Raw genomic sequence first — 11,851 nt, forward strand, 5'->3', positions numbered from 1 at the left:
ACTATTTGTCCGGATCGACGATGCTGATTCCTTCGTGGGCGAGCTCCATCGCCTCGATCGCCACTTCGTTGCCTCCGGACTTCAAGTCAGTGCCGGTAATTTTGGTGGGATAGGCATTCGCGAGCGTCCAGACCATCGTCGGCTTACCCGCTTCATCGAGCAGACTGATAGTGACCGTTTTTCTATCCGGTACATTCGTTTTGATCTGGTTGTACCAGTCCCAGAAGTCGCTGTCCGATTTGAAAAGGCCCTTTTTAAGCGTGACATTGCCGTACTTCTTAATGCCGGGCATTTTGACGGTCGAGAAAGCGGGCGTGCCGCCCGCGCGATATTCGATGGGTTGCGTTTCCGCGTCCAGGCCAGAAACTTCCTGGAACGCCGTCGCGATCGAATCCCACTTCACTTCGAAGTAGAACTTCGGCATTGGCCATATCGTTTTCGATTGCTGCGATCCGTCGTCAGGCATTGCCCGCCTCCGAGAGTTCGGGATTAGTTTTTACGAGCGAGAACCCTGAGCCCCATTCCCTGGTCGGCACTCAAGTACGCAAAACGATCGAAGACTGCAATAGAGGCCTTCAGTAGCGGATATGCTCGACGGTAGGCCATTGACTGGCGAACTCCCATCGCAAACGAGGGATACCAGACAAGATTCTCCGGTTGCAGGTATCGATGTCGGATGGGGTACGAGCGACAGGAAATAATGTCCAAATCGAGCCGCCGCAGGAGTTCACACAGGCCCGGCTTGCCGAAACCCCACAAGTGTTCGCCTATTTTAAGCGAGTTGTAGAAATTCATTCGCTTGAACTGCCTGCGGAGCAGATTCTTGACGCGCAGAAACGCCGCCGTGTTATTTGGACATTCCAGGTATAGATATCCGCGCGGCGCCAGGACTCGAATCAGCGTTCTTACGAATCCAACGGGATCGAGCAAGTGTTCGATTACCTGAGAGGCCTTGATCAGTGAAAACCTGCCCTCCAGTTCGACTTCATCGTTCAGATCGCCGCACTTCAAATCGATCTTCAACCCGAGCCTGGACGCTCGATTGGCGACTTCGCGAACTTTCGACTGGTCTACATCGATTCCGACAGCCTCCATCCCGGCTTGAGCCGCCGCCAGGAGACTCGCGCCGTTGCCAAATCCCACTTCCAGATAGGGGAGTGCCGTCAGATCGGCCAGCGTCATGGCTTCACGCAGGTCTTCAAACAGTCGCGCCGACCTTTCGATCAGAAGCGGCATGTTGGTTTCAGGAGTTTCTGTATTGTAGTAGTCGGTGTAGAAGTCGTGCAGTTGGTTTGTGCCGGGATGAGGTAGTATAGTCTCCGTTCTGCAGTTGTCGCATGCGACTACGAAACAAGATGCGTCTTCGAAGCGGTACACCACTTTGAGAACTCCAAGGGCGTCGCAGATTGGACAATCGCTGTGAGCGTCTATGCTCGGCACGACTTTTCGCCGAAGAATATGTACTCACACGCCCTAGTTAGTGCAATTAGCGCGAGAGGGTGGAATTTTTATGTTCCTCGCCGCAACACAGGCAGATCCTGATCGATCGTTATGAGCCATTAGCAGGCCGCGATTACCCATTAACCTCAGTCCGCGCGCAAGCGTTATACTGAGATCGTGAAGTGGTATCGGGCTATATTGTTTGGCCTCGCGATTGCCGATCTCCCGGCGGGCGCGCATTGCACAGTATCAGTTCGATCTCTCTGGTCCGGTACCCGGCAAATCGACGCCGGGGATTCAAGGCGGAAATACGCTCGAGTTCGCCCCAGCAAATAGAGCGAACGCGACGGATTTACTATCGGCCAGCCCGGTCGAATCGTTTTCTGCTATCGCTCAAACCGTATCGATGTACCCGTTGCGAAGCTCGATCTTGGCAAGAACGGCTGGCTTAAGTCGCAGTCCGCGCGCCGCTCTGTGGATCGTAGGATTGAAAGTTCGCGGAGCCGTACCTGGTCCGATAGCTATCCGCCGATCTGGTACATCGAGCGCTCGCGGGTCGAGCGGCCTTCGAGCAGGTGATGGCCGGTGGGCTTGTGCTGGACCGCGCGCAGCAGGATTTCCGCGATTTGCTGCTCCGAGTTAGACGCACCCGAGCGCAGCGCTTTGCGGACATCCATCTCGTCGTCGTTGAGCAGGCAGAGATGGAACTTGCCGTCCGCGGTGAGCCGCATGCGATTGCAGGTGCCGCAGTAGGGTTCGCTTACCGGGCTGATGAATCCGACCACGCCGCGCGCGCCCGCGAGCCTGAAGTTGACAGCCTCGTCGGCGGGATTGTCGGTCGGCAACTGCGTGAGCGCGCCGAGCTCGGCCTCGATTCGCCGCCGCGTCTCGATATTCGAAACGTAACGCTTGACCGACAGCCGCGCGCATTCACCGCCGCCCAGCGGCATCAGCTCGATGAAGCGCACATGCCAATCGCGCTCGAGCGTGAGCCGCGCCAGCTCGACGACTTCGTCCTCGTTGTATCCGGCGGTCACCACGGCGTTGAGCTTGATCGGCCTGAGTCCCGCCTCTTCCGCCGCCATGATCCCGCGCCATACGCGATCGAAGTTCGCCCAGCGCATCTGCTTTTCGAGCGTCGCCGGCTTAAGGCTGTCGAGATGAACGTTGATGCGCGAGAGCCCGGCCTCTTTGAGCGGCTTCGCCAGTTCCTCAAGGAGCATCGCGTTGGTAGTCAGCGCGAGCGGTCCGACGCCCGGCACCCGCGATGCGCGAGCAATGATCTCCGGCAAATCGAGCCGCAACGTCGGCTCACCGCCGGTGAAGCGGAACTTGCCGAATCCGATTCCGACTGCGGCGCGAACCACGGTTTCGATCTCGGCCGGCGTCAACAGCTCGCTGTTGGGCAGGAAACGCAGGCCGTCAAGCGGCATGCAGTAGACGCATCGAAAGTTGCAGCGATCGGTTACCGAGATCCGCAGGTAGTCGATTTCGCGGTTGAAGGAGTCGCGCGGCACTCCCCAATACTAAACGTGTAGCGCTTAACGAGACAATCAACGTGGCGCAGCTTCGCTCTATTTTACGAAGCTGTTAATCTCCAAGGCTGATTTGCGCGAACGGATGCTTCGGCAGCCGTGCCGCGTGAGACGGCGCATCCGGCAACGCCGCCCGGCGCGCACCTGGAGAGAGGGGTTGAGCATCCGTTATCGCTTCTTCCGCGCAATTGCGCGGCTCGATATCCAATATCCGTGGGCCGTGCTCGCGATATGCGCACTCATTGCCGCGGTCTCGATCTTCTACACCCAGCAGCATCTCGAGTTCCGCACCGGCCAGGACGATCTCGTAACCGGCACCGGCCGCGACTCCCACAACTATCATCGTTATACCGATGAGTTTCCCGACCTCGACGGGCTGATCGTCGTCGTGCGCGCCGATCCCGATCCAGCTCGCGCCGAGCAGTTCGCCGACGCGCTCGCGGCGAAGCTCACGCCCGACAAGGCGAATGTGAAGAGCGTTTTCTATCGTATCGATCCCGCACTCTTCGATGGACACGCCCTGCTCTACCTGAGCTTGCCCGAGATCAAGGAACTCTCCACGCGGCTTGGTGACAATCGCGCCCTGCTCGCGCGATACACCGCCGACCCTAGCCTCGCGACGTTCTTCGCCATCGTCAACGACGAAACCAATCGCGCGATGACCTCGCGGATGATGTCGGGGCTGCTCGGCAGCCCGTCATCGAGCAGCAGCACCGAGAGCAATCTCGATCTCGGCTTTATCGATGACGTTCTGAAAGGAATGCTGGCGCAGGATCCGGCGCATGCGCCGCTGCCGTGGGATCGCCTGACCGGCGCGGGCCAGCAGAGCGGCGCGCTGCGCGACGGCTATCTCGCCTCCGACAACGGCAAGTACCTGTTGATGGATATCGCGCAGGGCGACGGCGCGCCCAACGGCCCCGACCCAGTTGACGCGATCCAGCACGCGCTCGATGAGACGCGCGCTGCGTTCCCCGACGTCGAAGCCGGAATGACTGGCAGCCCGGCCCTCGCGCGGGCCGAGGAAAGCTCGACCGCGCATGACGTGGCGCTGGCCTCGACCATCGCGATCGTCGCTAACGTGCTGCTGGTCGTGATCCCTTTCGGCGGAATCGTCGAGCCGATCTTCGCGCTCGCGGCGCTGCTGGTGGGGGTCGCATGGTCCTTCGGCTTCACGACCTTGTTCGTCGGTCATCTGAACCTGCTCTCCGCGGTCTTCACCAGTGTGCTGGCGGGAATCGGAATCAACTTTCCGATTCACCTGATGGCGCGTTACGACGAGGCGCGCGCGAGCGGGCGTGCGATGCGCGACGGCGTCGAGCTGTCGGTGGTCAACACCGGGGCCGGCGTGGTCGCCTCGGCCTGCATCATGGCGCTGGCCTTCCTGATGCCGAGCTTCACCGACTTCCGCGGTATCGCCGAACTGGGCCTCGTCTCGGCGGCGGGACTGTTCCTGTGCCTGGTCTCCGCAATGTTCGTCTTCCCGGCGCTGGTCGCGATTCGCGATGCCAACCGCCGGCCGCGCGCGCAAGTAATTCGCCTGACCCGGCGCGAGCCACGCCTAAAGCGCCTCTACTCGCGGCCGAAAGTTATCGTGGCGGGCGCGATTGGCGTGACGGTGGCGCTCGCCGCGGGACTGCCGCGGGTCAGGTTCGATCAGAACCTGCTGAAGCTTCAGGCCGAACGCAGCGAGGCCGTAATCTTCGAGAACAAGCTGCTCAAGGACTCGGGGCGTTCTTCATGGTTCGCGGTGTCGCTGGCACCCGACCAGGCTGAGGCCGAGCGGCGCGCAGCGGCCTTTCAGAAGCTGCCCGAAGTTTCGGACGCCGAGACGATCGCGACCTATATCCCCGACGATCAGGCGGCCAAGCGCGCGGCGCTGGCGGGCCTGCGTCCGGCGATCGAGGGTGTTGCAGTCCAGCCGCTCGCGCATCGGGATGATTCCGCCACTTTGCTCGCGGAGCTGAAGTCGCTGCGGTTCAAGCTCGGTGGCGCGCGCGATCAGGATCCCTCGGGCCAGCTTGCAACGACCGATTCGCTGCTGGCCCGAGCGATCGCGCGGCTCGCCGCGAATCCCAAGGCCTTCGACGCGTACGAGGCGCGAATGGCGAGCGCGCTCTCGAGCAAGCTCGATGAATTCAGGCGCAACCTCGCGCCGGGCGAAGTCACCGCCGCCAATCTGCCGCACTTGATTCACGATCGCTTCGTCGGCCGCGCCGGCACGTACCTGGTGCAGGTCTATCCGCGCGGCGACATCTGGGACGATGCTCCCCTCGCGCGATTCGTGACGGCGCTCCGCACCGTGGATCCGGACGTCACGGGGCCGCCGATCCAGACCTGGTCGATCGCCTCGGTGATGCGCCGCGGCTACGAGCGCGCCGCGGTGTTTGCGCTCATCGCGGTGTTCCTGTTCGTGTTCGCCGATTTCCGCAGTCTGCGCGATACCGCGCTCGCGACCGTGCCGCTGCTGTTCGGCGGCGCCTGGCTGCTGGAAGCGATGGGCTGGATGCGCTGGGATTTCAATCTTGCCAACCTGTTTGCCGTGCCTATTATCATCGGTACCGGAGTCGATAATGGCGTGAACATGATTTATCGCTGGCGCGAGGAGCGTGACAAATCGGCCTTGATTCTCACTCGTTCGGTCGGCAAATCGGTGTGTATCGCTTCGCTGACGACGATCGCTGGTTTCGCGGCGCTGATTTCCGCGACCCATCGCGGTATCTCGAGCCTCGGCTGGGTGCTGAGCCTCGGCGTGGCGCTGATTCTCATCGCGACTGTGGTTGTGCTGCCCGCGATCTTCGAGTTGATTGGCAGCCAAATGAAAACCGCGGGCGCAGGCTCCAGCACGAAACCCAAGGCCGAGCGCCGTCGCGCGGCGAGCGGGATGTTGACAATTTGTGCGATTGCGATCGCGCTGGGCGCGCGCCAGGCCTATGCCGCGACGCCCGAAGATCGCACCGCGTCCAATCAGCTGGTCACCCAGGCCGAAGCGCAGATTCGCCGCGCGGGCGAATCGAATCCGATGAACTCAAAGCTCATCTACAACGCGGTCGACCTGCTGCATCGCGCCGTTCGATTGGATCCGGATAACGACGGCGCCTATGTCGATCTGGGTTTCTGCTACGGTGCGCTTCGCGACGGACCAACCGCGGTCGATATGTACCGGCGCGCGGTGACGCTGAATCCATCGGCGGCGAATTACCAGGAACTGGCCGATATCTACCTGCGCGTCGGCGATCCGGAGCGCGCGCTGGAGGCCGCCAACGCCGGTCTCCAGCACGACCATCGCAACGCGCATCTTTACAATGCCAAGGGCATGGCGCTGAACGATCTCGATCGCTATGACGAAGCGGCCGAGGCCTTCCAGACCGCGCTCGACTACGATCCGAATCTCAAGACCGCGCGCGAGAACCTGACCGAGCTCAACAGCGGTTCAACCGGCCGCGGCACAATCACCAAGCATTCAAAAACCAACTGAGGCGCCGAACTACTTCGCCGCTTCGACCGAGGTCACGACGAAGTACGGGGTCGTGGAGTTGAACACCTTGCCCTCCACTTCGATGGGCTGCGAACTTCCCGCCGCCTGGATAATACGCTCACGCAGCGCGGAGTCGCCCACCACCGCGACGCTCTTGGTGAGTACTGCGGTGTAGAGCTCCTCGGCGTAGCGCTCTCCCGGTTCGAACTCGAGCTCGCTTGAACCGAGTTCCGTGTCCAAGGCCATCGGAATGATCTTTCCGTCCATCCTGAGCTGCACGATCCGCGCACCGCTCGGCAGCTTGTCAGGCACCGCCGGCACTTGGCCCGCGAGCTTCAGCTCCCTGAAGTGCCGATCGTAAAGGTAGGGGTTCATGATAGTCGGTGGAGCAACATTGCCGGTTCCAGGCGCTCCCCCCGGAATCCCCATCATGCCGCCACCATGCGCGCCACCGAAGCCCCCGATGCCGCCGACTCCGCCAACTCCTCCGCCGCCCCCGGCACCCGCTGCAAACGACGATGCGCAGAGCGCCAGCGCGATCACGCAACCGCATATCGTGGCGATCAATTTCGAGCGATGCATGATTGCTTGCTCAGCCTCCGGTGACCGGCCGCTCGGGCTCGCCGACGCAATAGGCGCATCGGCATAGCGCGCGCAGCTGGCTCATCGTAAGGATCGTCTCGTGACCATCGACCCAGCCGATGAACACCGACGCCTCGCCGAGCCGCGACAATTGTCGAACCCGCTGGCTGGCCGGCGGAATCTCGCCCTCGATGCGGCCGCGGCACGCATCGCACGGGCATCCGCGGCGCAGGTTCTCGAGCGGGTAGATACTGTCGTGGCCGTCGATCCACTGCACGCCGATAGCGTAGCGGCCGACTTCGTTGAGCCCCTTGATCTTTGGCGATTTTGATTTGATAAGGGCCATGGGAGATGTTGATTATAGCCCCGCGGCCCTTCGCGTGGGAGATACTTTTTTTGCACCGGTCCCAATCCAAATCAGTCGAAGGATGGAGGTTCTCGTTCATGGATGAAAAAGCAAAGAAACAGGCGCTGCTGATGATCCCCTACGGACTCTTCGTGCTGGGCGCCGCGCATGGCGGCACCGCAACGGCCGCGACCGTAAACTGGGTGACGCAAGCGAGCTTCAATCCGCCGCTGGTGGTGGTCGGCATCAAGAAGGATTCCGGCTCGCACGCGATGGTGAAAGATTCGAAAAAGTTCTCGATCTCGATGCTTGCTTCCGGACAGAAGGCAATCGCGGGTGCGTTCTTCCGCCACGTCGAACCCAAGGACGGCAAATTCGGCGACTTCGCGTTCGAGAACGGCGCCAACGGCACGCCGCTCATCAGCGACGCGCCGGCCTCCGTGGAATGCGATGTTGTCGGCTTCTATGAACTCGGCGATCACAGCGTCGTCGTCGGCAAGGTGACCGAGGCGCACGTCAAGAAGGACGCCGACGCGCTCACGATGAAGGAAACCGGCTGGAACTACGGCGGCTGAGCCGCAGCATTAATCGTTCGCATCGTGGCGGGGCGCTCGGCGCCTCGCCACGCGCTTTGGGATTTTACGATGGCAAACAAGAAAGTCGTGGTGTTGCCCGGCGACGACGCGGCCCCCGAAGGGATGGCGGCGACGATGGAAGTGTTGCGCGCATTGCGCGCGCCGATCGATTACATCGAGTTTCCGCCCGGCGAAAAATGGATCCGCGGCGACACCGACGCCAAGGCGCGCAAGGCGATCGACGAGTCCGACACGACGCTGTTCGGCTCAACCTCGGGCAAGACCACTTCGATCGGCTATCTGCGCTGGGGCAAACAGACTTTCGCCAACGTTCGCCCGACGCGCTACTTGAAGGGCTTTCGCAGTCCGATGGCGAAGCCCGACGGAATCGACTTCGTCATTGTGCGCGAGAATCTCGAGGATTTGTATCTCGGTCTCGAAGGTCCGATCGAAAACCTCGCACCGCTCCATCTTCATAGCCGGATCCTGCGCGGACCGCTCGACACTTCCGCGCGCGGCATCTACGCGATCAAGATCATCACCGAGCGCGCCACGCAGCGGGTCGCAGAATTCGCCTGCCAGCTCGCGATCAAGCGGATGCGCGCGGGCGGCAAGGGCAAGGTCACCTGCACCTCGAAGTACAACATGCTGCAGGAGTCTGACGGACTCTTCAGGCGCATCGTTGAGGAAACGGTCGCGAAGCATCCGGAGATCAAGTACGAGCAGTTCATCGTCGATGACTTCGCGCGGCGCATCGTGCAATCGCCGCACGATCTCGACGTCGTGGTGATGCCGAATCTGTACGGCGACATTCTCTCCGACGCAGCCGCGGGCACGGTCGGCGGCCTCGGCGTCGCGCCCAGCGGATGCTACGGCGACAACTACGCCTACTTCGAATCGGTGCACGGCACCGCACCCGACATCATGGGCCAGAACATCATCAATCCGACCGCATCAATATTGTCGGCGACAATGATGCTCGACTACCTGGGCTTCGCGACCGAATCGAAACGCCTCGACGACGCAGTGCGCAAAGTCTACGGCGAAGGCCGGACCCTGACCGTCGATCAAGGTGGCAAAGCGAAAACCGGTGAGTTCGCGAAGGCAGTGATCGATCTGCTGTAGGGCGAACCAGGCTCGCGCGTATGGCGGGCCGGTCGAGCAGGTTTACAGACTGGATCGCGGCCTGCCGTCTTACGTTGAAGGATAGAACCTTAGCGGTTCATTTTCGTCTGTATTTGCGATCGGTCTGCGACGATTTCTTGAGTAGCGCGTAGAGATCGTCGGCTAGCATGTCCGGGTCAGCGGCGCCTTTGCCTGTTGCTGATAGATGCCCCGCTAGCGCCAGATCTACCGCGCCGTGGGCGAGCGCCAGCAGCAGCGATGCGATCCGTTCGGGGTTGCCGCGCGGGAGCTGATGCGCGTCCTGCGCGGCTTTGACGATTTCCACCAGCATCGCGCGCGATTTGCCTGCGGCCTCGCCGAGCTCGTGCGAATCGTGTTTCCATTCGCCGAATACGAGGCGGAAGCGCGCGGGATAGTTTTGGGCCCATCGGATATAGCCGCGAGTCAGACGGCGCAGCGCGTCGATCGGCCTGGCCTGCGGCTTCAGCGCATTCATCGTTTCCGATTGGCGCTCCAGCTCACGGCTTGCGATCGCGGCCAGCAGATCCTCCTTGCTCTTGAAGTGCTTGTAGGGCGCGTTGTGCGAGACTCCCGCCTTGCGCCCAACTTCGCGCAGCGTCACCGCCGCCGGTCCGCCCTGGTCGAGCAGTTCGGCGGCGGCGGCAACCAGGGCGCTCCGGGTATCTGAAGCCATCAACCAGAAGTAAACGCGAGATGGTTGACACGGTCAACCGCCGCGGCTAGGTTGACGCTGTCAACGTTGACACCGTCAACCGAGGTTAACTCCCCTGTCATACGCAAATCCAGAGCCCTTGAAGTTCTTCGCCAATCGGCTCGCGGGCCGCGTCGTGTTGATCACCGGCGCTTCGAGCGGGATTGGCGCGGCCGCGATGCGCCTGTTTGCGGCCGAGGGCGGAATCGTCGCCGGCGGCGCGCGCAGAATCGATCGCGTCGAATCGATCGTTGCTGAGCTGAGGCGGCTCGGCCACAAGGCGTCGGCCGTCGAATGCGATGTCCGCGACGAGGATTCAGTAAAACACGCGGTCGAATTCGTGGCGCGCGAGCATGGACGGCTCGATTGCGCGTTTAACAACGCGGGCGTCGGCGGCGCCCATCAGATGCTCCACGAAATCAGCACCAAAAAATTCGACCAGGTGATCGAGACCAACCTGCGCGGCGTTTTTCTGTGCATGAAACATGAAATCCCGGCGATGCTCGCGAACGGCGGCGGCGCGATCGTCAACACGTCGTCGATCGGCGGGCTGATCGGCTCCTCGCACAACAGCGATTACGCCGCGAGCAAATTTGGCCTCGCGGGCCTGACCAGGTGCGCGGCGCTCGGCTACGCGCGCATGGGAATCCGCGTCAACGCGATCGCGCCCGGACCGACGCGCTCGGAAATGTTCGACCGCTGGATAGCGACCGAAGAGGCGCGCGAGCAGATGGCCGAGCTGATGCCGATCAAGTACATCGCGGACCCCGACGACATGGCGCGCGCGGCGCTGTTCCTGCTCTCGGACGAATCGCGCTGGACAACAGGAACGGTGCTGCCTTGCGAAGGCGGCCGCGCGGCCGGTTGAAGGATCTAGCTAATGATGAATTTCAAACCTGCAGCATTCGCGTTCGCAACTATGATCGTCGCGGCCTCAGCGGCAACCGCACACGCGGCCTCATGCGCACCGCCCACAGGCTTCGTCGATACGCCGCATCCCGCGCTCAGCGCCGATGCGCCCCTCGTGTCGCATACCGAGGAAATCACTTTCGATCATCCGCTCGAGGTGGTTCTGACCACCATCAACCGGCCGCTTAAGGATACTGTCCATCAGTCAAGCTCGCTGCCCGGTGTCGCCGGTGACTATGCATTGACACCTGGTGAATTCGGCGTGCCGGGTACGCGGCGGCTGGTATGTCTCAGCGACGGTTCGACGCTCGAGGAGCAATCTCTAGTGCGCGAGCAGACCGGCACGACCTATCATTTCCGCTACGTCGTCTGGAATTACACGACGGCGCAGGCGGCGCCGATCGAATATGGTCTCGGCGACTTTCAATACAACGTCGTGGGCGCCGACAAGACTCATCTCACGTGGGTGTACTCGTTCAAGCTGCGCGACAATCGCTTTCCGGGCTACCTCGGAGGTTTGGGACGTTTTCTCTTTCGCGTGGATTTTCTCGATCGCGCATACGCCGACATGATGCGAGGAACCGTGGCCGGGATGAAATCAGCCGTCGATAGCGAAACCGCCGTCGGTAGCAAATAAAAAACGACCTAACCCTCTTTCCCTTCACGCACGTGAAGGGAAGTTCGTTCGCCGCATGATTCAGTCTAGTCGAGCGCAGAATGTCCCTTCCAGATGCGGGAAGGGGTTAGGGCTTAGGCCGGCTTCTGGATTCCGCTCTCTTGATAGAACTGATTAGAGGCGTCGCTCACTCTCAAGTTGTGGTCGTCGAATAGCAGAAAGCGCTAGCTAGTCGGACCCGATCTCGGCCACCTTCCATGAGAAGATTTTGCGTGAGTGAAGTGGAGTTGCATTCGGCTTGCGCGAATGTATAATCACCCATCTTCTTTGAAGGGAGGAGAACTCCGAGACATGAATACTATTGATGCCGTTCTGTCGCGCCGCAATTCGCCTCCCGCGTCCGTCCGCCGCTAAGGCATAAATCCTTTCAGGCACACGGCCACGGAGGCAATCGCCCCGTGGCTTTTTAGTTTTCGCTCCGGGGCGGGCGCCCGCGCACGTCCGCGCGGGCGCATCGCGGCGCATAACCCCAACCC

General features: G+C 61.5%; 11 protein-coding genes. 5 read left to right on the forward strand and 6 right to left on the reverse strand.

Annotation, left to right across the window (positions count from 1 at the left end; all coding sequences use genetic code 11):
* Position 1: 1 nt before the first annotated feature.
* The 3 genes from VMA09_05535 to moaA form a co-directional block, all read right to left on the reverse strand.
* Complete coding sequence (locus VMA09_05535) at positions 2–466, reverse strand: phage tail protein (GenBank protein HUA33046.1); 465 nt, start codon at positions 464–466, stop codon at positions 2–4.
* A gap of 23 nt (positions 467–489) precedes the next feature.
* Positions 490–1,377, reverse strand: coding sequence for a class I SAM-dependent methyltransferase (locus tag VMA09_05540; GenBank protein HUA33047.1), 888 nt, complete (start codon positions 1,375–1,377; stop codon positions 490–492).
* 584 nt (positions 1,378–1,961) lie between these two features.
* Positions 1,962–2,957, reverse strand: coding sequence for a GTP 3',8-cyclase MoaA (gene moaA / locus VMA09_05545; protein HUA33048.1), 996 nt, complete (start codon positions 2,955–2,957; stop codon positions 1,962–1,964).
* 175 nt (positions 2,958–3,132) lie between these two features.
* Here moaA and VMA09_05550 point away from each other — a divergent pair, with 175 nt between their 5' ends.
* Positions 3,133–6,450 carry an MMPL family transporter gene (locus tag VMA09_05550; protein HUA33049.1) on the forward strand — a complete coding sequence of 1,106 codons (3,318 nt, stop codon included), beginning with the start codon at positions 3,133–3,135 and terminating at the stop codon, positions 6,448–6,450.
* A gap of 9 nt (positions 6,451–6,459) precedes the next feature.
* On the opposite strand, the gene VMA09_05555 is transcribed toward VMA09_05550, so the two are convergent.
* Positions 6,460–7,032: a hypothetical protein gene (locus tag VMA09_05555; GenBank protein HUA33050.1), complete on the reverse strand. Its 573-nt coding sequence runs from the start codon at positions 7,030–7,032 to the stop codon at positions 6,460–6,462.
* A gap of 10 nt (positions 7,033–7,042) precedes the next feature.
* Positions 7,043–7,378 (reverse strand): gamma-butyrobetaine hydroxylase-like domain-containing protein, encoded by a 336-nt coding sequence (locus tag VMA09_05560; GenBank protein HUA33051.1) that lies wholly within the window; start codon positions 7,376–7,378, stop codon positions 7,043–7,045.
* 98 nt (positions 7,379–7,476) lie between these two features.
* Between VMA09_05560 and VMA09_05565 the strand changes: the two genes are divergently transcribed.
* Both VMA09_05565 and VMA09_05570 read left to right on the forward strand, forming a co-directional pair.
* Entirely contained in the window at positions 7,477–7,953 is a 477-nt protein-coding gene (locus tag VMA09_05565; protein HUA33052.1) for a flavin reductase family protein, read from the forward strand.
* A gap of 69 nt (positions 7,954–8,022) precedes the next feature.
* A complete protein-coding gene (locus VMA09_05570) occupies positions 8,023–9,078 on the forward strand; it encodes an isocitrate/isopropylmalate family dehydrogenase (GenBank protein ID HUA33053.1) in 1,056 nt (351 codons plus the stop codon).
* Between the two features lie 97 nt (positions 9,079–9,175).
* Here the strand turns inward: VMA09_05570 and VMA09_05575 are convergent, their stop codons facing one another.
* The gene (locus VMA09_05575) at positions 9,176–9,772 is read right to left on the reverse strand and encodes a TetR/AcrR family transcriptional regulator (GenBank protein ID HUA33054.1); all 597 of its coding nucleotides are present in this window, start codon (positions 9,770–9,772) and stop codon (positions 9,176–9,178) included.
* A gap of 118 nt (positions 9,773–9,890) precedes the next feature.
* Here VMA09_05575 and VMA09_05580 point away from each other — a divergent pair, with 118 nt between their 5' ends.
* Positions 9,891–10,658, forward strand: coding sequence for an SDR family oxidoreductase (locus tag VMA09_05580; protein HUA33055.1), 768 nt, complete (start codon positions 9,891–9,893; stop codon positions 10,656–10,658).
* A 12-nt stretch (positions 10,659–10,670) separates the two neighbouring features.
* On the forward strand, positions 10,671–11,336 hold the full coding sequence (locus tag VMA09_05585; protein HUA33056.1) for a hypothetical protein: 666 nt from the start codon (positions 10,671–10,673) through the stop codon (positions 11,334–11,336).
* Positions 11,337–11,851: the final 515 nt, after the last annotated feature.

This window comes from Candidatus Binataceae bacterium (assembly GCA_035508495.1).
GTDB lineage: Bacteria > Desulfobacterota > Binatia > Binatales > Binataceae > JASHPB01.